This window comes from Nonomuraea sp. NPDC048916, from assembly GCF_040649575.1.
In the GTDB taxonomy this organism is placed as follows: Bacteria; Actinomycetota; Actinomycetes; order Streptosporangiales; family Streptosporangiaceae; genus Nonomuraea.
Map to the genome: position 1 here is coordinate 20426 of NZ_JBEZFS010000064.1, position 20128 is coordinate 40553.

The window sequence follows — 20128 nt, forward strand, 5'->3', positions numbered from 1 at the left end:
CCCGCCGGGCGACGGCCGGGCGGACGGCTCGGTGTTCGGTTGGTCAACGGTTCCAGGGGGTGAGCAGCCATTCGAGGCCTCGGAGGAGCATGCTGGCGATGACGCCGATCACCGAGATCGAGACGATGCCCACGTACATGTGCTCCGGGACCCCGAGGTTCCACGAGTTCCACACCAGGAACCCGAGGCCCGCATCGGCGGCCACGAACTCCGCGCCGACGATGACGATGACGGCGAGACCGGAGGCGATCCGCATCCCGGTGATGGTCTGGGGCAGGGCGGCCGGAAGGGTGATGTGCCGCAGGGTCGACCAGCGTGAGGCTCCGCACGACCGGCCGACGTCGCCGTAGCGGGGCGACACGCTGCTGACCGCGTCGATCGTGTTGATGAGCACCACGAAGAAGCAGGTGAGGGCCACGAGCAGGATCTTGCTCGTCTCGCCCAGGCCGAAGATGAGCAGGAGCAGCGGGAGGATCGCCAGCTTCGGGACCGTGTAGAGGGCGGCGATCATCGGCTCCAGCGCCACGCGCAGCAGCCTCACCGAGCCGATGAGCAGCCCGAGGACGACCGCGCTGAGGCTGCCGAACACGTAGCCGAGGGCGATGCGCTGCACGCTGGCGACGACCGACTCCTGGTAGACGCCGCTCTCGATGAGCCCGCCCCAGCTCGCCGCGATGGTCGTGGGGGCCGGAAAGTAGTTGCTCTCCAGCACCCCGCGGCCCGCCAGGAGCTGCCAGAGGCCGATGAGGACCACGGGCGCCAGGATCGCGAGGCCCCGTTCGACGAGGCCGCGGCGCCTCGCGTACCCGCGCGGGTCGAGCTCGGCCGGTCCGGGGGTGATCGACCGCCAGGTGGTGCCGTCGGCGCGCGGCGTGGTCGCGGTGCCGGGGTCGCGGGTCAGGGGGGTCATACGGGCTGGAGTTCCCTTCGCAGTCGGTGCCAGATCTCGTCGCGCAGGGCGGCGAAGTCGGGCGAGGCCCGGATCTCGTCCGGGTGACGCGGCCGGTCGAACGGCACGTCGATCACCGTGGCGATGCGGCCAGGGCGCGCGCTCATCACCGCGATGCGGTCACCGAGCAGCAGGGCCTCGTCGATGGAGTGGGTGACGAACACGACGGTGTTCTGGTGGGCCTGCCAGAGCTCCAGCAGTTTCTCCTGCAGGAGCAGGCGGAGCTGGGCGTCGAGCGCGGCGAGCGGCTCGTCCATGAGCAGCAGCTCGGGCCGGACGGCGAGCGCCCGGGCGATCGCGACGCGCTGCTTCATGCCACCGGAGACCGTGTCGGGGTAGGCGCGCTCGAACCCGCCGAGGTCGAGCTGGGCGAGCCAGTGGTCGGCGACCTCACGCGCCTCGGCCTTGCGCATCCCGGTCTGGAGCAGCGGGAAGATCACGTTGTCGCGGATCGTCTTCCACGGGAACACCGAGTAGTCCTGGAACACGACGGCCGACAGCGGTCGCGACGGATCGTCGTGACGCATCTCGATCACCCCGCTCGACGGCCGCTCCAGCTGCGCCATGACCCTCAGCAGCGTGGTCTTGCCGCATCCTGAGGGGCCGAGGAGGCACAAGAACTCGCCGTCGCGCACGTTCAGCGAGATGTCCGCGAGAGCCTGCACCGAGCCGGCGCCGGACGGGAACACCTTGCCCACCTGCCGGACCGCGATCTTCACATCGGCCTCGTCGGCGCCCTCGAAGGGAACTGATGGCATCACGAAAGGCCTCTCTGCGGCCGTCGCCTACGACGGATCTTATGAATCAATGATGTATAAGATACATACCTAACGAAGGTGAGACAAGAGTCTGTGAACGTGGGCGGCCCCGGTGGCGCCGCCGTTTCCCGCGGCTGCCGGCCCACCCGGCGGCAGAACGCCGCCACCTGCCCGTACGGAGGGTCAGGACAGGATACGTGAGGGGCCGGCGACCGCCCGGCGCCCACCCTCGGCGGCCCGCCGGCCGGTACGGCGACCGGCCCCGACGTGCGGGGATCCGCCGGCCGGTGCGACGGCCCACCCCGGACGTGCGGGATCCGGCGGCCAGTGCGGCGATCCGCCCCGACGTGCGGGAGCGGCGGGCGGTCAGCCTCGCGCGGAACGGCGGGAGGCCGCCAGCACCTCGTCCGACACCCGCGACTCGATCTCGAACGCCTGCGCCAGGGTGCCGCGCAGGCCCTCGCCGGCCGCGCGCTTGACCCCCCGCACCGCGTCGGGAGAGTTCGCGGCGACCCGCTCGGCGAGCTCGAGGGCGCGTGCGAGCGCCGAGCCGTCCGGCACCACCTCGCCGACGAATCCCCACTCCCGCATCCGGGTCGCGTCGAAACGCTCGCCGGTGAGCAGCACCTGCATCGCCGCCGGATAGCCGATCTGGCGCGGCAGCCGCGCGACGGACCCGCCGCTCGCGATGAAGCCGTGCCGGACCTCCGGCAGGGAGAAACGCGCCGACTCGGCGGCGACCCGGATGTCCGTCGCGCCGGCGAGCTCCATGCCGGCGCCGAAGCAGACGCCCTCGATGGCGGCCACCACCGGGATGGGCAGCACGACGTCGCGCAGGAGCGCGTGGTGCACGTCGCCCCACAGGCCGTCGGCGGGCTCGCCGTGCCGGAGCGCCGCCGCGACGTCGCCGGAGAACGTCGCCAGGTCCGCGCCGGAGGAGAAGTCCGCTCCCCCGGTGACCACGGCGACCCGCGCCCCGCCCGCCGCGACCTCACGCCAGGCGGCGGCGAGCTCGCGGAACCCGGCCAGGTCCAGCGCGTTGCGGCGCGCCGGCCGGTTCAGCGTGATCTGGGCGACGTGCGGGCGGGGTTCGGTCAGGTCGATCATCGGTTCTCCGGCCGGTTCAGGGGATGACGACGGGCTTGGTCACCGAGTTCGTGCCGCCGAAGCAGAACTGGCTGCGCCCGGCCTTGGCCCCGACGACGAAGAACTCGAAGCAGTCGGCGGACGGGTTGACGGTGACCATCGTGTCCGGGGCGTCGAGCAGCCACCGCAGCTCCGGGTGGGAGGTCTCGAAGGCGGGCATCGACTGGTTCAGCATCAGCTGGCGGAACGGGATCTTCGTCCGCCGGTGGATGGCCTCGCGGATGTCGTCGGGGGTCCAGCCGGCCGCGGCGAAGACGGCGGCGTGGTCGGGGGCCATCAGCAGCATGTTGGAGAACGTGCCGTGGAACGGGTATCCGGCCGACAGCGGCGCGTTCTGCTTGATCAGCCAGGCTCCCGCCGCCGGTGTGCCGACCGCGTGGGAGGTCAGCGTCGACCAGCTCTCGATGAGCAGCTCGGGGTCGGAGTTCTGGAAGTCGAAGAACTCCGTCATGCCGTAGGGGACGTTCACGGTCACCGTCGACTGCTCCGGGGAGAAGCCCTGCTGGACCCGCCAGGACTCCCAGGGGGTGCGCTCCTCGTTCTCGGCGACGCAGGCCGAGAACTTCATCGGGGTGCCGATGGTGTCCATGTCGGTGATGCCGGGGTAGGACAGGCCCACGTTCATCATGATGAGCCGCAGCGCCCGGCCGATGGCGACGTTGACCTCCGAGATCGAGCCCGGGCCGAGCGCGCAGATGCCGCGGTTCATCCCGATCTGGTCGGCGATCGGGCCGGAGACGAGCACGAGCGGCGCCTGCGGGCCGGTCGACATCGCCCAGGTGCGCAGCCCGATCGACGGGTCGAGGACGCACTCCATGGTCGCCAGGATCACCGGCATCGTCTCCGGCCGGCAGCCCGCCATCACCGCGTTCGCCGCGATCTTCTCCACCGTGCCGATGCCGAAGCCGGGGGCGAAGTCGCCCACCACATGGTCGCCGTCCAGCCCGGACGCCTCCACCATCGCGGCGACCTTGCGCCGGGTGGGCGGCACCAGCGGCATTCCGTCGCTCCAGCCGTTGGCCACGAACCGGCGCTGCATCTCGTCGAAGGCGTCGAGCAGGTCGTCACCGCCGAAGTGCAGCTCGGGCGCGCTCTCGAGCACCATCGAGTCGAACTCGGGCAGCACGTCGTAGACGGCCCGCTCGGTGGTCAGCAGGTGGACGACCTCCTCGAAGGACTCGTCCACCATGAGGTGGATCTCCTCCGGGCTCTTGTTGGAGAAGCAGTCCGGGACGATCACCGGGCAGGCTTCCGGCACGCCGAAGGTCTTGGCGCTGAAGCGGGCGTCCTCGTCGAAGATCGCCGCGGTGTAGCCCACGGCGGGGACGCCGCGGCGCTCGACCTCGCAGAGGTCGCGCATCAGCCAGGAGCAGCAACTGCCGCAGTCGGCCGTGGTGGCGACCATGACGTCGACCCGCTGCTCGATCAGCGTGAGCTGCTCCTCGGAGAGGTAGCGGGTGGTGCCGCCGAGCGCGCCCGTCAGCTCGACGAAGGTCACGTCGCGGAACTTCGCCTCGATCAGCTCGCGGGCGCGGGCCAGCGCGTCGAGGCCGTTCTGCTTGCCGTTCCAGTAGAGCGCCACGGTCGCGCCGTCCAGCGTCGAGGGCCGCGCGGCGGGCGGGAAGCGGTCGCCGTCGGCGTGCGACCTCGGCGTCGCGACCGGGTTGACGATGGTCAGTCGGGCGTTCAAGGGAGTACCTCCACCACGAGTTCGATCTTCGGGTCGCGCCGGCGCAGAGTCTCGGCCATGAGCTGCCGCAGCTCATGCTGGGGCAGGACGCAGACATCGTCCTTGCAGTCGGGGCCGGCGCTGCCCGGCCGGTAGCCGACGCGGATCAGGTCGTCGTCCTCCGCCAGCAGGGTGACCTCCCCGCCGTCGCGGCGGACCATCCGCTCGAACTCGGCGACGAGCTGCGCGCCGATCGACGTCACCGCCATGATCGCACCCTCCGTTCCTGTTGGTCGTCTCGGAATAATCTAGGAACCTAGTCTTTGTCCGCATCTTGGTCAATGGATGGGCCGGTTCGCCAATCAAGGCACCTGGTCAGGGTGATCTTGCGGGACCGGCTGGCAGCTATGATTTACATCATTACTATGATAGAGTGACGCAATGTCCGACGCCACCCCCGCGCACGACCACGTGCTCATCCGCGATCTCATCGGGCGCGCCGCACACCTCGCCGACGAGGGCACGCCCGACGACTACCGCGCCCTCTACACCCGCGACGCCACCTGGACCTTCGGCCCGAGCACGCAGGAGGGCATCGACGAGATCGTCGAGGCCACCCGCCGGCGGCGCGCCGAAGGGGTCAGCGGGCCGGGCACGGCGACCCGTCACCTGGTGGTCCCCCTGCACGTGACCGTCGACGGCGACACGGCCACCTCGGTGTCCTACTTCCTCTTCTTCGCCGACACCACCTCGACGCCCATGGTCCGCGTCTTCGGCGTCTACACCGACGAGCTGGCCCGCACCCCCGAAGGCTGGCGCATCCACCGGCGTGTGAGCCGCGCCGGATGACCGCCGCGGGCCGCGCGCGGCTACGCCGGGTCGCCGGAGGGGCGCACGTCCGACCAGGTCATCGCTTGGGCGATCTGCCGGGGATAACCGTGCCTGAGCCGCCGCCCGAACTCCTCCTCCAGCTCGCGCATCACCTCGCGGGCGCGGACCGCGTCACGCGCGGCCACGGCGTCGTGCACGGCGCGCAGCCGGGCCAGGATCTCGACGCGATACGGTTCGTCTGGCACGAACCCGGCGCTGTTGACGATGGCACGCAGCGCCGGACTGAGAAAGGCGAACAGCTCGTTATGGCTACTTTCGGCGAGGTGCTGCCAGTAGGCCTCGTAGGCCGGCGCGAAGACGCGGATGGAGCCCAGCCCACGTTCGAGGGCGTCGAGGTCGCCGGCCATCCGGTCCAGCTCCTCCTGTGTCGCGTTGCGCGCGGCGAGCTCGGCCATGCCGGGCTCGATCATGACCCTGGCGTCCAGCACCGAGCTGAGGGGCGCCCCCGCGAACTGCAGCAGCAGGGCGATGGTCGAGGCGAGATTGGGCCAGCCCGGCTGGACGATCTCCGGCCCGCCGTGTGGCCCGGGGCGCATGACGATCAGGCCCTGGTGCTCGAGGAAGCGCAGCGCCTCACGGTAGGTGCCGCGCCCCACGCCGTGGCGGCGCATCGCCTCGGCCTCGGGGAAGTAGCGGTCGCCCGGGCCCATGCCGGCGTCGCTCATGGTCTGGACGATCTGCCGGGCCACCTCGAGCGAGAGTTTCGGACGGCGCGCGGACCCGGCGCCGGATTCGGCGTGCACCCGGCGATTCTACGCAGTGCGCGGCGCCGGCCCGGACAGCACGGGCAGCGCCGGCGGCGCGGCCAGTCCGTACGGCTCGCACGGCTCGCACGGTGCGGACGGCTCGCACGGTGCGGACGGCGGGCGCGATGAGCTTGCCGGGAATCGTGGGGCTCTGCCACATCGGCTTCGCCGTCCACAGCATCGAGGAGTTCCAGCGCACCTGGGGCGCCCTGCTGGGTCTCGACGACTGGCTCGTCCGCGACGTGAACCAGCCCGACGGGCTGCTCCAACTGCACGGCGAGATCGTCGGGCCGGCCTCGTCCCGGGTGGCCTTCGCCCGCCTGGCCGACACCGCGATCGAGCTGGTGGAGCCGCACGACGGCCGCACCCGCACCTCGGCGTGGCTGGAGGAGCGCGGCCCCGGCATCCACCACCTGGCCTTCTGGGTCGACGACCTCGATCGGGCCGTCGCCGCCCTGGGCGACACGGCCGAGGTGACCTACTCCCCCGCCGGGCGGCGCCCCGGCCTGGCGGCGCCGGTGTCCGCGGTGGCGCGCGGACACGGGGCGTTGCCTCTCGCTCCGGAGCCCGCCCCGGGCTTCTGGGCCTACACCGAGTCCCGCGACGCGCGGGTCCCCTGGTGTCTGGAACTCCTCGACGCACGCAGCACGGACATCGTGCGCGCCGCCTTCGGAGACCACCTCGTCTATCCCCCGCCACACCGCCCCGTTCCCGGAGACCCCCTCGTCGAGCCCCAGCCACCGCACGTCGGAGACCACCTCGTCCATCCCCCGCCACACCGCCCCATTCCCGGAGACCACCTCGTCCATCTCCGGCCCCACCACGCCGTACCCGGAGACCACCTCGTCGAGCCCCGGCCACCGCACGAGGACCGGGCCTGACCTCCTCCCCACGGCTGACCACGCTCCAGGAGTTTCGATGAGCAGCACCTCACCCCACTCGATCGACGCGCTCCTCGCCGCCGCGGCGAAGGACGCCGCCGAGGTCACCGCCGTGATCTGCGAGGGGCAGAGCCTCTCCTACGCCGAGCTCGACGCGCGCGTCCGGGCCGGGGTGGCCGCCTGGCAGGGCCACGGCCTGCGGCCCGGCGACCGGGTCGCGGTCTGGGCCGTCAACACGATCGACTGCACGGTGGCCATGCTCGCGGCGATCGTCGGGGGCGGCGTCCTCGTGCCGCTCAACCCTCGCTACACCTCCTCGGAGGTGGGCGAGATCCTGCCGCGAGCCGCCTGCCGTTTCGTGGTCGCGCCCGACCGGCTGCTCTCCCGCCGGCTGGCGGAGGAGGCGCTGCCGATCGCCGGCGACGCCGGCGTGGTGACCCTCGGCGAGGACGTGCCGGCGGGCAGCGCGGGCTGGAACGAGCTGGTCGGCCGGTTCGGCGGCGGGCCGGCGTCCCCGGTCCCGGCGGGCGACATCGTGACGATCCAGTTCACCTCCGGCACCACGGGCCGGCCCAAGGGCGCGCTGCTCCGGCAGGAGCCGATGGTCTCGACTGCGCGCACCTGGTCGGAGGTGGTCGGCCTCGGGCGCGGCGACGTCTACCCGGTGACCTACCCGCTGGCGCACATCGGCGGCTTCAAGACCGGCCTGATCTCCCCGTTCCACGCCCGGGCCACGCTGGTGCTGGTGCCCATGGTGTCGGCCGCGTCGATCGCCGACGTGATCCGCGCCCACCCGGTCGCCGTCCTCAACGCTCCGCCCGCGTTGCAGCAGTACGTGCTCGCGGCCCGGCGTTCCGGCGACCTGCCGGGCGAGCTCGGCATCCGCAAGGCGGTCATCGGCTCGGCGATCGTGCCGCCAGCTCTCGTACGGGGCCTCATCGACGACCTCGGCATCGAGGACGTGATCATCGGCTACGGGCTCACCGAGGCCACCGGCGTCTGCACCATGACCCGCCCCGGCGACCCGTTCGACCTGGTCTGCGGGTCCATCGGGCGGCCCATCGACGGCGTCCGCGCCCGGGTCTGGGCGCCCGACGCGACGGGCGACCCGGTCGTGGGCGAGATCGAGGTCAGCGGCGGCAACGTGATGGCGGGGTACCTGGACGATCCGGCCGCCACGGCCGAGGTGATCCACGACGGCTGGCTGCGCACCGGGGATCTGGGCTGGATCGGCGACGACGGCTACGTCCGCATCGCCGGGCGGGCCCGTGACCTCGTCATCGTGGGCGGGTTCAACGTCTATCCGGCCGAGGTCGAGCACGCGCTCGCCGAGCATCCGCTCGTGGCGGAGGTCGCCGTCATCGGCGTGCCCGACGAGCGTCTCGGCGAGGTGACGGTCGCCTTCGTGGTGGCCGAAGGCGCGGGCCGGGGCGTCTCCGAGGACGAGCTGGTCGCCTGGTGCCGGGAGCGGCTGGCCAACTTCAAGGTGCCGCGCCGCGTCTGGGTGGTCGAGGACCTCCCGCGCGGCGCGGTCGGCAAGGTGGCCAAGTCCACCCTCCACGAACTCGCCGAGACCCTGCTCCGCCCGACCGCCTGAACCCCGTCCTGCCCGGACCGGGCCGTCAGGCACGCGGCAGGCCGCGCCCCGCACGTCAGCGCAGCCGACGCAGCCGACGCAGCCGACGCGGCCGACGCGGCTGGACATCAGGGGCGCGGGCGGACGCGGTCGCGGAGGTGGCGGACCGCGTCGGCGAAGCTCGGCTGCCGCATCGACCAGTCCTGGGCGGTCTGCTCGATCTCGGCGGCCATGCGGGGGTCGGTGAGCGAGCGGCTGAGCCGCATCGTGGCCTTGGTCCGGCGCACCAGCTCGGGGGAACGCCCCGCGACCCGCTCGGTCATGCGGCGGGTCACGTCGAGGAGGTCGTCGTCCTCGACGCAGCGCCAGATGAGGCCGCACCGCTCCGCCTCCAGCGCCGTCACGGTGTCGCCGAAGAGCACCATCGCGGCGGTGCCCTGCCGGCCGACCCGCTGCTCCATGCGCCACAGATGGCCGCCGCCGGGATGGATGGCGACGTCGAGGAAGCGCGGGTCGAAGGTGGCGCTCTTCGCGGCCACGACCACGTCGCAGGCCAGCACGAAGTTCACGCCGGCCCCGATCACGGGGGCGTGCACCGCCGCGAGCACGGGCACGGGGAGGGCGGCCAGTGCCCGGAAGCCCGCGTAGACGGCGGTCGGGTCCTCGGCCGGGACGCCGAGCGCGTCGATGTCGCCACCGGCCGAGAAGACCGGGCCCCGGGCGCGGAGCACCACCGCGCGCAGGTCGCGGTCGTCCCGGAGGCCGGCGCAGGCTCCGGCGAGCTGCCGGACCAGCACGGGGTTCAGGCTGTTGCGCCGCTCGACGTCGTCGAGGGTGATCCACGCGACGTGGTCCTCCATGGTCACGGTGACGGCCCGGCGTTCGGTCATCGCACTCTCCTGACGTGGGACGCCGTACGGACAGCGGGTCCGTTGCCGACGTCGCGAACAAGCCTCTAGAATGGCTCCATTATTTCAATAATAGACAAGATAGTCTCTCGGAGTGGCATGGAGATCGAGCTCACCGCGGAGCAGCGCGCGTTCCGCGAGTCATGCGGCAAGCTGGCCGCCAACCTCGCGGCCCGGTGGCACCGCGGCCGCGGCCCCCACGACATCGACCCGCCCGTCCCCGACGACGCCTCGTGGGCACGCGTCGTCGACAGCGGCTGGCTCGCGATCGGGCTCAGCGAGGAGAACGGGGGCGCCGGCGCGAGCGTCGTCGACCTGACCGTGCTCGCCGAGCGACTCGGCTACCACGCGGTGGCGGCGCCCGTCCTCGGGGCCGTCATCGCGGCCGAGCAGCTCCAGACCTGGAACGCTCCCTCCGGCCTGCTCCAGGACCTCACGGATGGCGGGCTGCGCCTGGCCCCGGCGCTCGGCGCCGACCTGCGCGGGCTCACTGGCACCACCGCGGGCGCCCTGGCCTGGGACGCCGCCGGAGCCGAGGCGGCCGTGATCCCGGCGACCGGCGTCGCGCACACCCTCGGCGACGCCCTGCCCTTCGCCGATCCGACCCGCGCGGTCCGGCCGCTGGGCGCTCCGTCGGCCGGCCTCTCGGCGCTCACGCTCACCGCCCCCGGCGACGACGCGGCCGCGCGGCTCGGCGCGTTCGCCCTCAGCCTGCTGACCGCCGACCTGCTGGGCACGATGCAGGCCGCGCTCGACGCCGCGATCGACCACGCCCGCACGCGCGAGCAGTTCGGCGCTCCGATCGGCTCCTTCCAGGCGGTCCAGCAGCTTCTCGCCGACGGGCACGTCCTGGTCGAGGCCACCCGGAGCGCCTCCTACCACTCGGCGTGGGCGGTCGACGCGCTTCCCGGCACCCAGGCCCTGCGCGCCGCCCGCGTCGCCAAGGCCTTCGCCTCCCGGTCCGCCGTGGAGGTGTGCGAGAGCGCCATCCAGGTGTTCGGCGGCATCGGCATGACGTGGGAGGCCCCCGCGCACATCTGGCTGCGCCGCGCCCACGCCGGCCGTTCGGTGTTCGGAGACGAGCACCACCATCAGGGCGTCATCGCCGACGACGATCTTCAGAGGAGCTGACATGGACTTCGCCGACGACCCCGCCGAGGCCGCCTTCCGCGCGGGCCTGCGGGCCTGGCTGCGCGACCATCTCGACGAGCATCGCGAAGGCACCGGATACGAGTCCGCCGAGTCGGTCGAGCGGACCCTGCGCTGGCACCGCGCCCTGGCCGAGGCCGGTTACGTGGGCATCTCGCTGCCCGCCGCCTACGGCGGGCGCGGCCTGCCGGACGCCTACGAGGGCATCCTCAACGAGGAGCTCGCCGCCGCCGGGGCGCCCGCGTCGCCGCCGATCGGCCACATCGCCCACGCCGTCGCCGACTTCGCGGGCGAGGAGCTCAAGGCCCGGGTGCTGCCCGGCCTCCTCGGCTGCACCGAGGTGTGGTGCCAGGGCTTCAGCGAGCCCGGGGCGGGCTCGGACCTGGCCGGGCTCTCCACCACGGCGACGGCCGATGGCGACCGGTTCGTGGTCAACGGCCAGAAGATCTGGACCAGCGGCGCGATGTGGTCCGGCTGGTGCCTGCTGCTCGCACGGACCGAGCCCGACCGGCCCCGTCACCGCGGCCTGTCGATGCTGGTCGTCGACATGCGCTCCCCCGGGGTGGACTGCCGCGAGATCGTGCTGGCCAGCGGCAGCCGGGAGTTCGCCGAGGTGTTCTTCGACGACGTGAGCGTGCCCGCGGCCAACCTCGTCGGCGAGCGCGGCCAGGGCTGGCAGATCGCGATGCACATGCTGGCGTACGAGCGCGGCCCGGCCGACATGGGCTGGGTGGGACGGCTCGGCCGGGTGCTGGCCGCGGCGCGCGAGGAGGTGCGGTCGGGCCGGGTGGCCGCCGACGCGGGGCTGCGCCTGCGGCTGGCGGAGGCCGCCGTGGACGTCCAGGTGATGCAGTGGCACGTGGCCCGGTCGCTGGCCGGCCGTGACGCCGACGCGACCGGATCCGGCGGCTCCGTCGACAAACTGCTGGCCACCCGCGTGGAGCAGAACCTCTACCGCGTGGTCAGCGACCTGGCCGGGCCGTCGTTCGTGCTGGGCGCGCCGGGTCCGTTCGCGGACTACCTGTGGTCGCGCGCCCAGTCGATCTACGGCGGCACCCAGCAGATCCAGCGCCAGATCGTCGCGCAGCGGGTGCTCGGGTTGCCCCGAGCCTGATCCGCTCAGCTCCGGGGCAGCTCCCGCCAGGGCCTGCCCCGGTAGGGGTCGAAGTCCTTGGGCAGCCCGAGGACCCGCTCGGCGATCACGTTCTTGTTGACCTCGGTGGTGCCGCCCTCGATGGTGTTGGCGCGGCTGCGGAGCAGCCCCCGGACCTCGGCCGGCATGCCGTCCCAGTATTCGCCGGGCGTCGAGGCCGACCCGGGCCAGGCCACCGCGTCCCCGCCCAGCAGGTCGGCGGCCATCTCCTGGATCCGCTGGTTGAGCTCGGACCCGTGCACCTTGCCGATCGAGCTCTCCGGGCCGGGCGGGAGGTTGCCGGCCAGCCGGTCTCGGATGCGCTGGTTGGTCCAGGCACGGGTCCGCTCCTCGCACCACAGCCAGACGATGCGCTCACGGGTCGCCGGGTGGTCCCAGCCTCCCGGCAGCCCGGCCTCGGTCCGCCGGCGGGCCAGGCGGACGAGGTGGGAGGCGCTCACGCCACCGATCCGGTCGACGCCGCCCGACCCCGACCCCGACACCATCTGCCGCTCACCGCTGAGCGTCGCCTGCGCGACCCGCCAGCCGTTGCCGGCCTCTCCGATCCGGTGGCTGTCCGGGACGCGGGCGCCGTCGAAGAACACCTCGAAGAACTCGGTCTCCCCGCCGATGTGGGGAAGCGGCCTGACCTCGATGCCGGGCTGCCGCATCTCGATGAGGAGGTAGCTGATGCCCTGGTGCTTGGGCAGGTCCGGATCGGTGCGGGCGAGCAGGACGCCGAAGTCGGCGCGGTCGGCCCACGTGGTCCACACCTTCTGGCCGGTCACGACCCAGGTGTCGCCGTCGAGCTCGGCTCTGGTCGACAGGGAGGCCAGGTCGCTGCCGGAGCCGGGCTCGCTGAAGAGCTGGCACCAGACCTCCTCGCCCCGGGCGATCGGGCCGAGGAACCGGTCGCGCTGCTCGGGCCTGCCGTGCGCGTACAGCGCAGGGGCGACGAGGTTGAGCCCGAGCGGGTTGAGCCGCGGCAGATGGTAGGGACGCAGCAGCCGCTCGACGGCCGCGGCGACGGGACGCTTCCAGCCCAGCCCGCCGTGCTCGACGTTCCAGGTCGGCGCGACCAGGCCGGAGGCGCCGAAGACGGGATACCAGGAGCGGTACTCCTCCGGTGTCCTGACCGCGCGCACCTCGCGCGGGCCGCCCCGCTCGGCCGCCTCGCGCCAGGGCGCGGGCACGTGGGCCTCGATCCAGGCCCGCACCGCCTCCACGGCCTGCTCGGGCCGCACGTCAGGGCCGGCCGGCCCGGCAAGCGACGCTCGCTGCTGCTCTGTCATGGGTGTGCCTCTCTGTCAGTCTCCTGGTCGAGCCGCCGGTCCGCCCGCCGGGTCGCCTGCCGGGTCGCCTGCCGGGTCGCCTGCGGGGTCGCCTGCGGGGTCGCCTGCGGGGTCGCCTGCGGGGTCGGGCGCCGGTCCTCGCGCTGGGTCGCCTCGCGCTGGTCCTCGCGCTGGTCCTCGCGCTGGTCCTCGCGCAGGTCGTCGCGCAGGTCCTCGCGCAGGTCGTCGCGCAGGTCGTCGCGCAGGTCCTCGCGCAGGTCCTCGCGCCGGGCCGCCTCACGGGCGGCCGTGCGGGCGGCCGTGCGGGCGGCCGTGCGGGCGGCGGTCAGGCCGAGCTCTTCCGAGCGCCACAGCGCCTGTTTGATCCGCCGCGCCGCCTCGGGATGGCCGCGGGCGATCGACTCGGCGACGCGCTGCGCCGCGTCCCGCAGCTCCGTGCCGTCGACCACCTCGCCGACCAGCCCCAGCCGGTGCGCCCGGGCGGCGTCGAGGCGTTCGTGCACCCCGATGAGCGCGAGCCGGGCGGCGGCCGTGGCAGCCATCCGGTGCGTGAGGCCGATGGCCTCCCAGGCGCTGACCTGGCCGACGCTCACGTGGGGGTCGACGAAGGTGGCGTGGCGCGCGGCGAGGACGACGTCGGCGTCGACCACGAAGTGCAGGCCGCCTCCGGCGCACACTCCGTTGACGGCCGCCACGACGGGCGTGCGGACGCCGAGATGCCAGCCGGTCAGCTCCAGCGCCGCGTCGCGGGTGCGCCTGCTGGACTCCTTCAGGCTCGCCGGGTCGCGGGCCAGGGCCGCCATGTCCAGGCCGGTCTGGAACGCCTTGCCGCGTCCGGTGACGACGACGCAGCGCACGTCCTCGTCCGCGTCGAGCTCGCGCCAGGCGCGCGGCAGCTCGGCCATCATCACGGCGTCCATGGCGTTGCCGGCGTGCGGCCGGTCGAACTCGAGCCAGCCCACCGGCCCACGGCGCTCGACGACCAGCGTCTCATACGCCATGCGCGCCCCCCTTTCTCGACAATCCGCATCTTATAGCTATAAGATAGCAAAGAAAAGGCGAGAGGACTTTCGGACAGACATGGCCCCGACGGATGAGAAGACCCGGCCCCGCATCACCGACGAGGGCGTGGCGGCCCTGCGCGCCCGCATCGGCATCGCCCAGCCCAACCCCGTGCCGCCCCACTACCTGCGGCCCGGCACCGACGCGTTCCGCATCGCCGCCCGCTCCTACGGTGACGACAACCCGCTGTGGTGCGACCCCGCCTACGCCGAGCGCTCGCGCTGGGGCCGGCCGATCGCGCCGCCCCCGATCGTCGGCGGCGACAGCATCATCGGCGAGGACGTGCTGACCGAGGCCGACCTGGCCCGGCAGCACGAGCTGAAGGGCGATCCGCTGCGCGGCGTGCACGCCTTCTACTCGGCGTGCGAGCGCGAGTGGTGGTCGCCGCTCTACGCCGACCGGGCCGTCCTGCGGCGCAACGCCCTGGTGGGCGTGCTCGACAAGCCCAGCGAGTTCAGCGGCCGCGCCGTGCACGAGTGGAACGCCAACGTCTTCGCCGACGCCGACGGCACCCCGCTCGCCGGGCAGTACCGGCTGATGATCCGCACCGAGCGCACCGAGGCCCGCAAGCGCAAGAAGTACGACGACGTCGCGATCGAGCCCTGGACCGAGGAGCGCATCGCCGAGATCGACGCGCAGTACGCCGCCGAGGGGCCCCGCGGCGCCGAACCACGATGGTTCGAGGACGTCCAGGAGGGCGACGCGATCACGCCCATGGTCAAGGGCCCGCTGACCGTGACCGACATCGTCTGCTGGCACACCGGCATGGGCATGGGCGTCTACGGCGTCGCCCCGCTGCGCCTCGGGCACCACAACCGCCGGCGCATCCCGCGCTTCTACCACCGCGACGAGCTCGGCGTCTGGGACGCCATGCAGCGCGTGCACTGGGACCCGGAGTTCGCGCGCCGCTCGGGCAACCCCACGACCTTCGACTACGGCCGCATGCGCGAGACCTGGATGATCCACGCCTGCACCGACTGGATGGGCGACGACGCCTGGCTGTGGCGGCTCCGGGTCGAGTTCCGCCAGTTCAACTACATCGGCGACGCCCAGCGGATCACCGGCACCGTCGTACGCAAGCACCTCGTCGAGGACGGCCGCGGCGTCCACGCGGCCGTCGACCTCGAACTGGCCGCCACCAACCAGCGCGGCCAGGTCACGGCGCCGGGCACGGCGACCGTCCTGCTGCCCAGCCGCGAGCACGGCCCCGTCGTCCTGCCCGAGCCCATCGGCGGCGCGACCACGCTCGACGGCACGCTGCAGGCGTCCATCGCGCACTTCGCCCGCACATGACCGGACCACTCGACGGCCTGCTCGTGGTCTCGATGGAGCAGGCCGTTTCGGCGCCGTACGCCACCCGGCAGCTCGCCGACCTGGGGGCCCGCGTCATCAAGGTGGAGCGGCCCGACGGCGGCGACTTCGCGCGCCACTTCGACACCCACGCCAACGGCACCGGGGCGCACTTCGCCTGGGCCAACCGCAACAAGGAGTCGCTGACGCTCGACGCCAAGGCGCCGGACGGCCGGCGCGTGCTCGGGGCGCTGCTGGCGCGGGCCGACGTGTTCGTGCACAACCTGGCGCCCGGCGCCGCCCCCCGCCTGGGGCTGGACGGCACGAGCCTGCTCGCCGCGCACCCGCGGCTGGTCGTCTGCGAGATCTCCGGCTACGGCACCGGCGGCCCGTACGACGACCGCAAGGCATACGACCTGCTCATCCAGGCCGAAGCCGCCCTGACGACGATCACCGGGAGCCTCGAACACCCGATCAAGCCGGGCATCTCCGTGGCCGACATCGCGGCCGGCATGTTCGGCTTCTCCTCCGTGCTGTCGGCGCTGCTCGGCCGCGCGCGCACCGGCGAGGGCTGCGTCCTGGAGGTGTCGATGCTCGACGCCCTGGCCGACTGGATGGGCTACCCGCTCGTCGTCCGCAAGCACGGCTCGGAGCCGGACCTGGCGTCCGGCATGAGTCATCCGGCCATCTCCCCCTACGACGCCTACCCGGCAGCCGACGGCCGGCTCGTGACGGTGAGCGTCCAGAACGACCGCGAGTGGGTCAGGCTCGCCACGTCGGTGCTGGACCGGCCCGAGCTGGCCGGTGATCCCCGATACGCCACCAACCAGGCGCGCGTCGCCCACCGGGCCGACATCGACGAGCTGCTCGGCGCGGTCATCGGCCGCCTCGGCAGCGCCGACGCCGTCGCCGTGCTGCACCGGGCCGGCATCGGCTGCGCCCTGGTCAACGACCTGGCGCAGGTCGTCGACCACCCTCAGCTCGTCTCGCGTGAGCGCTGGCTGACCGTGCCCGCGCCGGCCGGCCCGGTCGCCACGCCGCTCTCGCCTCCGGTGAGCTCCGCCTGGCGCACCCCCGCCGGCGCCGTCCCCGCCCTGGGCGAGCACACCGACACGATCCTGCGCGAGCTCGGCTACGACGACGCCTCCATCCACCGACTGCACGACGACGGCGTCGTATGACCGGCGCCGAACAGATCCGGGAGCGGCCATGACCACCACGTCCGAAGAGGACCTCGAACAGTTCCGCGAGAGCGTGCGCGGCGCGCTGGCCGGCGTCAGTACCCCGACCCGCGTCCGCGCGGCCATGATGACCGAACGCGGCTGGGACGAGCCCACCTGGCGGCTGATGGCGCAGCTGGACCTGCCCGGCCTGATGCTGCCCGAGCGACACGGGGGCAGCGGGCTCGGAGCCGCGGAGCTCGCCGTCGCCGTCGAGGAGTGCGGCGCCTGGCTCGCCTGCTCGCCGCTGTTCGCCACCTCGGTGCTCGCCGTCCCGCTGCTGCTCGCGCTCGACGACGCCGACGCGCTCGAACGCCACGGCCGCCGGATCGCCCGCGGCGAGCTGACCGCGACCGTGGCACTCGCCGAGACCGGCGCCCGCTGGGACGTGTCCGAGATGCGCACCACCGCGCGCCGCGAGGGCGGGAGCTGGCGGCTCGACGGCGCCAAGCACCACGTGGTCGACGGCGCGAGCGCCGACCTGCTGCTGGTCGTCGCCCGGACGCCGGACGGCCCCGGCGTCTTCGCCGTCGAGCGCGCCGCCGCCGGCCTCGCCGTGGAACCCCTCGTCACGCTGGACCACACCCGCAAGATGGCGCGGCTGGAGCTGACCGGCGTGGCGGGCGAGCTCGTCGGAGCGATCGGCTGCGAGGCCGCCCTGGCCGCCGCCACCGACGTCTCGCGGGCGCTGCTCGCCGCCGAACAGACCGGCGTCGCCCAGCGCTGCCTCGACATGGTCGTCGAGTACGCCAAGACCCGCATCCAGTTCGCACGGCCGATCGGCTCGTTCCAGATCATCAAGCAGCGGCTGGCCGACGCGCTGATTCAGGTCGAGTCGGCCCGCTCGGCCGTCTACACCGCCACGCGGTCGACCGGCGCCGAGCTGGCACGTGACTCCCGGGTCGCCGCGCTCATGGCCGGCAAGGCGTCGACCTGGGTCACCGCCCAGACGATCCAGCTGCACGGCGGCGTCGGCTTCACCTGGGAACACGACGCGCATCTCTACTTCAAGCGGGCGCGGGCCAGCGCCCGCCTGCTCGGGCAGGCCGACGAGCACGTGGCCACGCTGGGCGAGCTGCTCGAACACGAAGTCGCTTAACACGAGAGGACATTCCACGCATGACCACATACGAGACCATCAAGGTGGAGCGCCACGGCGCGGTCGGCTGGCTGATCAACAACCGGCCCGAGAAGCTCAACGCCATGAACAACGCGATGCGGAACGAGCTGGCCGCCGCCTGGCTCGAACTGGACCGCGACCCCGCCGTCCGGGTCATCGTGCAGACCGGCGAGGGTCGCGCCTTCCAGACCGGGGCCGACCTGTCCGAGGTGGCCTCCGACGGCGTGGGCATGGAGCGCTACCAGGACAGCCTGCTGGACTTCGACCTCCACTTCACCTCCTGGCACCAGAACGTCACCAAGCCCGTCATCGCCGCCGTCAACGGCGTGTGCGCGGGTGGCGGGCTGCACTTCGTCGCCGACGCCGACGTCGTCATCGCCGCCTCCGACGCGACGTTCTTCGACCCACACGTCAGCGTGGGCCAGGTGACCGCGATCGAGGTGATCGCCCTGGCCAAGAAGATCCCCTTCGAGGCGGTCATGCGCATGGCGCTCGTCGGCGCCCACGAGCGGATGACGGCGCGGCGCGCGTACGAGCTGGGGATGGTCAGCCAGATCGTGGACCCGCCCGAGACGCTGCGCGAGGCCGCGCAGGAGCTCGCCGAGAAGATCGCGCGCAACTCCCCCGCCGCGATGGCCGCGACCAAGAAGGCCCTGTGGGCGGCCCTCGAACTCGGGCTCACCGACGCGTGCCGCGTGGGCGCGCAGCACCTGGTCGGCCTCTGGGGCCACCCCGACCAGACCGAGGGCCCCCTCGCCTTCGTCGAGAAGCGGGCACCCCGCTGGGTCGCCTAGGCCCTTGAGAATGGGTCGCCCAGGCCCTTGAGAAAACGGAGAGAACATGAACCTGCTTGATGGCCGCGCGGCCGTCGTCACCGGCTCCGCCCAGGGGATCGGCCTGGCCATCGCCACCGTCCTGGCCGAGCACGGCGCGGCGGTCGTGATCAGCGACGTCAACGCCGAAGGAGCCGAGCAGGCGGCGGCCGGCCTCGTGGCCCAGGGGCGCCGGGCCGTCGCCGTGCCGTGCGACGTGACCGACGAGGCCGCCGTCGACGCCCTGGCCGACAGCTGCCGGGAGACGTTCGGGACGCTCGACATCCTGGTCAACAACGCGGGCATCACCCGCGACTCCACCATGGCCAAGATGACCCTGGAGAACTTCAAGACAGTCGTGGACGTGCACCTGACCGGAGCCTGGCTCGGCACCCGCGCCGCCGCCCGGGTCATGCGCGCCCAGGGCCACGGCGGCTCCATCGTGAACATCTCCTCGATCTCCGGCAAGGTCGGCAACTTCGGCCAGACCAACTACAGCGCCGCCAAGGCCGGCATCGTCGGGCTCACCAAGGCCGCCGCCCGCGAGCTGGCCAAGCACGACGTCCGGGTCAACGCGATCCAGCCGGGCCTGATCCGCACCGCCATGACGGCTGCCATGCCGCCCGAGGTGCTCGCCCGGATGGTCGCCGACATCCCGCTGGGGCGCATCGGCGAGCCTGAGGACATCGCCAAGGCCGCCCTGTTCCTCGCCTCGGACCTGTCGGCGTTCATCACCGGCACCGTCACCGAGGTCGCCGGCGGCAGGCACATGTGACGCGCGTCTTCGCCGATCTCGGCGCGTTCAGGGCCCGCGCCGGCGAGACGCTGGGCACGAGCGACTGGGTGGCGATCGAGCAGGACCGGATCGACCGGTTCGCCGACGCCACCGGCGACCACCAGTGGATCCACGTCGACCCCGAACGGGCCGCGCGCGGGCCGTTCGGGGCTCCCATCGCCCACGGTTACCTGTCGCTGTCGCTGCTGCCCGCGCTGGTCGGTCAGATCTACCGGATCGAACGGCTGCGGATGTCGATCAACTACGGGCTCAACCGGGTGCGGTTTCCCAGCCCGGTGCCCGTGGGCTCGCGCGTCCGGGTCACCACGCGGCTGCAGCAGGCCGAGGACGTCGGCGACGGCGTCGTGGCGGTGCTGCTGTCGACGATGGAGATCGACGGCGGCGCCAAGCCCGCCTGCGTCGCCGAGACCGTCAGCCGGTACTACCCGGTTTCGTGACGGGCTGCGGTTTCTGCGGGCCGCCGGGTGTTCTGCGGGTGCCGCGCCGGTGTTCCGTGAAGTGCCGTGGAAGCAGGGTTCTGGTTGGTCCGCGGAGGCGTGGTTTCCGTGAGTGCCGTGGAAGCAGGGTTCTGGTTGGTGCCGCGGAGGCGGGTGGGCGTTCCGGCCGACCGCGATTGCCCGGGGTCTGGTGCTTTTGGCCTTCGGCCTTGTTGCGGGCGCGGGGGTAACTGGCACGGTCTTAAGTCGGCCGGGTGGCGTAAAAGCGGAGGCGGGTGGGCGTTCCGGCCGACT

At 72.9% G+C, this 20128-nt stretch carries 20 protein-coding genes; 11 read left to right on the top strand and 9 right to left on the bottom strand.

Annotated elements, in window-relative coordinates; all coding sequences use genetic code 11:
- Positions 1-43: 43 nt before the first annotated feature.
- The 5 genes from AB0C16_RS38215 to AB0C16_RS38235 all read right to left on the bottom strand — a co-directional run bounded on the left by AB0C16_RS38215 (position 44) and on the right by AB0C16_RS38235 (position 4791).
- Entirely contained in the window at positions 44-910 is an 867-nt protein-coding gene (locus tag AB0C16_RS38215; RefSeq protein WP_357690707.1) for an ABC transporter permease, read from the bottom strand.
- Entirely contained in the window at positions 907-1707 is an 801-nt protein-coding gene (locus AB0C16_RS38220) for an ABC transporter ATP-binding protein (RefSeq protein ID WP_357690709.1), read from the bottom strand. The genes AB0C16_RS38215 and AB0C16_RS38220 overlap by 4 nt, the downstream gene beginning before the upstream one ends.
- A gap of 366 nt (positions 1708-2073) precedes the next feature.
- On the bottom strand, positions 2074-2814 hold the full coding sequence (locus AB0C16_RS38225; RefSeq protein ID WP_357690711.1) for an enoyl-CoA hydratase/isomerase family protein: 741 nt from the start codon (positions 2812-2814) through the stop codon (positions 2074-2076).
- 16 nt (positions 2815-2830) lie between these two features.
- Entirely contained in the window at positions 2831-4543 is a 1713-nt protein-coding gene (locus tag AB0C16_RS38230) for a hypothetical protein (RefSeq protein WP_357690713.1), read from the bottom strand.
- A complete protein-coding gene (locus AB0C16_RS38235) occupies positions 4540-4791 on the bottom strand; it encodes a hypothetical protein (protein ID WP_357690715.1) in 252 nt (83 codons plus the stop codon). Before AB0C16_RS38235 ends, AB0C16_RS38230 begins: the two co-directional genes overlap by 4 nt.
- 172 nt (positions 4792-4963) lie before the next feature.
- Here AB0C16_RS38235 and AB0C16_RS38240 point away from each other — a divergent pair, with 172 nt between their 5' ends.
- Positions 4964-5371 carry a nuclear transport factor 2 family protein gene (locus tag AB0C16_RS38240; RefSeq protein ID WP_357690717.1) on the top strand — a complete coding sequence of 136 codons (408 nt, stop codon included), beginning with the start codon at positions 4964-4966 and terminating at the stop codon, positions 5369-5371.
- A 20-nt stretch (positions 5372-5391) separates the two neighbouring features.
- On the opposite strand, the gene AB0C16_RS38245 is transcribed toward AB0C16_RS38240, so the two are convergent.
- Complete coding sequence (locus tag AB0C16_RS38245; protein WP_357690719.1) at positions 5392-6156, bottom strand: FCD domain-containing protein; 765 nt, start codon at positions 6154-6156, stop codon at positions 5392-5394.
- Between the two features lie 128 nt (positions 6157-6284).
- Here AB0C16_RS38245 and AB0C16_RS38250 point away from each other — a divergent pair, with 128 nt between their 5' ends.
- Both AB0C16_RS38250 and AB0C16_RS38255 read left to right on the top strand, forming a co-directional pair.
- Entirely contained in the window at positions 6285-7040 is a 756-nt protein-coding gene (locus tag AB0C16_RS38250; protein ID WP_357690721.1) for a VOC family protein, read from the top strand.
- Between the two features lie 37 nt (positions 7041-7077).
- Positions 7078-8637 carry an AMP-binding protein gene (locus AB0C16_RS38255; protein WP_357690723.1) on the top strand — a complete coding sequence of 520 codons (1560 nt, stop codon included), beginning with the start codon at positions 7078-7080 and terminating at the stop codon, positions 8635-8637.
- A 107-nt stretch (positions 8638-8744) separates the two neighbouring features.
- Here AB0C16_RS38255 and AB0C16_RS38260 read toward each other — a convergent pair whose 3' ends face one another.
- Positions 8745-9506: an enoyl-CoA hydratase-related protein gene (locus AB0C16_RS38260; RefSeq protein WP_357690725.1), complete on the bottom strand. Its 762-nt coding sequence runs from the start codon at positions 9504-9506 to the stop codon at positions 8745-8747.
- 117 nt (positions 9507-9623) lie between these two features.
- On the opposite strand from AB0C16_RS38260, the gene AB0C16_RS38265 reads away from it, so the two are divergent.
- Complete coding sequence (locus AB0C16_RS38265) at positions 9624-10655, top strand: acyl-CoA dehydrogenase family protein (RefSeq protein ID WP_357690727.1); 1032 nt, start codon at positions 9624-9626, stop codon at positions 10653-10655.
- Between the two features lies 1 nt (position 10656).
- Entirely contained in the window at positions 10657-11787 is a 1131-nt protein-coding gene (locus AB0C16_RS38270; protein WP_357690729.1) for an acyl-CoA dehydrogenase family protein, read from the top strand.
- Positions 11788-11792: 5 nt separating this feature from the next.
- Here the strand turns inward: AB0C16_RS38270 and AB0C16_RS38275 are convergent, their stop codons facing one another.
- Both AB0C16_RS38275 and AB0C16_RS38280 read right to left on the bottom strand, forming a co-directional pair.
- The gene (locus AB0C16_RS38275) at positions 11793-13097 is read right to left on the bottom strand and encodes an acyl-CoA dehydrogenase family protein (RefSeq protein WP_357690731.1); all 1305 of its coding nucleotides are present in this window, start codon (positions 13095-13097) and stop codon (positions 11793-11795) included.
- Positions 13094-14098: an enoyl-CoA hydratase/isomerase family protein gene (locus AB0C16_RS38280; RefSeq protein ID WP_357690733.1), complete on the bottom strand. Its 1005-nt coding sequence runs from the start codon at positions 14096-14098 to the stop codon at positions 13094-13096. The genes AB0C16_RS38275 and AB0C16_RS38280 overlap by 4 nt, the downstream gene beginning before the upstream one ends.
- Positions 14099-14177: 79 nt before the next feature.
- On the opposite strand from AB0C16_RS38280, the gene AB0C16_RS38285 reads away from it, so the two are divergent.
- From AB0C16_RS38285 to AB0C16_RS38310, 6 genes are read left to right on the top strand one after another with little or no spacing between them, the layout of a single operon-like run.
- Entirely contained in the window at positions 14178-15452 is a 1275-nt protein-coding gene (locus AB0C16_RS38285; protein WP_357690735.1) for a hypothetical protein, read from the top strand.
- Positions 15449-16630 (top strand): CaiB/BaiF CoA-transferase family protein, encoded by a 1182-nt coding sequence (locus AB0C16_RS38290; protein WP_357690737.1) that lies wholly within the window; start codon positions 15449-15451, stop codon positions 16628-16630. The genes AB0C16_RS38285 and AB0C16_RS38290 overlap by 4 nt, the downstream gene beginning before the upstream one ends.
- Before the next feature lie 28 nt (positions 16631-16658).
- Positions 16659-17768, top strand: a complete 1110-nt coding sequence (locus AB0C16_RS38295; RefSeq protein ID WP_357690739.1) for an acyl-CoA dehydrogenase family protein — start codon at positions 16659-16661, stop codon at positions 17766-17768.
- 20 nt (positions 17769-17788) lie between these two features.
- Positions 17789-18583, top strand: a complete 795-nt coding sequence (locus AB0C16_RS38300) for an enoyl-CoA hydratase/isomerase family protein (RefSeq protein ID WP_357690741.1) — start codon at positions 17789-17791, stop codon at positions 18581-18583.
- A gap of 46 nt (positions 18584-18629) precedes the next feature.
- Entirely contained in the window at positions 18630-19376 is a 747-nt protein-coding gene (gene fabG / locus AB0C16_RS38305; RefSeq protein ID WP_357690743.1) for a 3-oxoacyl-ACP reductase FabG, read from the top strand.
- On the top strand, positions 19373-19834 hold the full coding sequence (locus AB0C16_RS38310) for a MaoC family dehydratase (protein WP_357690745.1): 462 nt from the start codon (positions 19373-19375) through the stop codon (positions 19832-19834). The genes fabG and AB0C16_RS38310 overlap by 4 nt, the downstream gene beginning before the upstream one ends.
- Positions 19835-20128 lie beyond the last annotated feature (294 nt).

Excerpts from the sequence above, each read along its gene's own strand:
- AB0C16_RS38250 (WP_357690721.1), top strand. The coding sequence starts at position 6,285 with ATGAGCTTGCCGGGAATCGTGGGGCTCTGCCACATCGGCTTCGCCGTC.
- AB0C16_RS38255 (WP_357690723.1), top strand. The coding sequence starts at position 7,078 with ATGAGCAGCACCTCACCCCACTCGATCGACGCGCTCCTCGCCGCCGCG.
- AB0C16_RS38270 (WP_357690729.1), top strand. The coding sequence starts at position 10,657 with ATGGACTTCGCCGACGACCCCGCCGAGGCCGCCTTCCGCGCGGGCCTG.
- AB0C16_RS38280 (WP_357690733.1), bottom strand. The coding sequence starts at position 14,098 with ATGGCGTATGAGACGCTGGTCGTCGAGCGCCGTGGGCCGGTGGGCTGG.
- AB0C16_RS38285 (WP_357690735.1), top strand. The coding sequence starts at position 14,178 with ATGGCCCCGACGGATGAGAAGACCCGGCCCCGCATCACCGACGAGGGC.
- AB0C16_RS38240 (WP_357690717.1), top strand. The coding sequence starts at position 4,964 with ATGTCCGACGCCACCCCCGCGCACGACCACGTGCTCATCCGCGATCTC.
- AB0C16_RS38215 (WP_357690707.1), bottom strand. The coding sequence starts at position 910 with ATGACCCCCCTGACCCGCGACCCCGGCACCGCGACCACGCCGCGCGCC.
- AB0C16_RS38295 (WP_357690739.1), top strand. The coding sequence starts at position 16,659 with ATGACCACCACGTCCGAAGAGGACCTCGAACAGTTCCGCGAGAGCGTG.
- AB0C16_RS38290 (WP_357690737.1), top strand. The coding sequence starts at position 15,449 with ATGACCGGACCACTCGACGGCCTGCTCGTGGTCTCGATGGAGCAGGCC.
- fabG (WP_357690743.1), top strand. The coding sequence starts at position 18,630 with ATGAACCTGCTTGATGGCCGCGCGGCCGTCGTCACCGGCTCCGCCCAG.
- AB0C16_RS38275 (WP_357690731.1), bottom strand. The coding sequence starts at position 13,097 with ATGACAGAGCAGCAGCGAGCGTCGCTTGCCGGGCCGGCCGGCCCTGAC.
- AB0C16_RS38235 (WP_357690715.1), bottom strand. The coding sequence starts at position 4,791 with ATGGCGGTGACGTCGATCGGCGCGCAGCTCGTCGCCGAGTTCGAGCGG.
- AB0C16_RS38220 (WP_357690709.1), bottom strand. The coding sequence starts at position 1,707 with ATGCCATCAGTTCCCTTCGAGGGCGCCGACGAGGCCGATGTGAAGATC.
- AB0C16_RS38225 (WP_357690711.1), bottom strand. The coding sequence starts at position 2,814 with ATGATCGACCTGACCGAACCCCGCCCGCACGTCGCCCAGATCACGCTG.
- AB0C16_RS38260 (WP_357690725.1), bottom strand. The coding sequence starts at position 9,506 with ATGACCGAACGCCGGGCCGTCACCGTGACCATGGAGGACCACGTCGCG.
- AB0C16_RS38300 (WP_357690741.1), top strand. The coding sequence starts at position 17,789 with ATGACCACATACGAGACCATCAAGGTGGAGCGCCACGGCGCGGTCGGC.
- AB0C16_RS38265 (WP_357690727.1), top strand. The coding sequence starts at position 9,624 with ATGGAGATCGAGCTCACCGCGGAGCAGCGCGCGTTCCGCGAGTCATGC.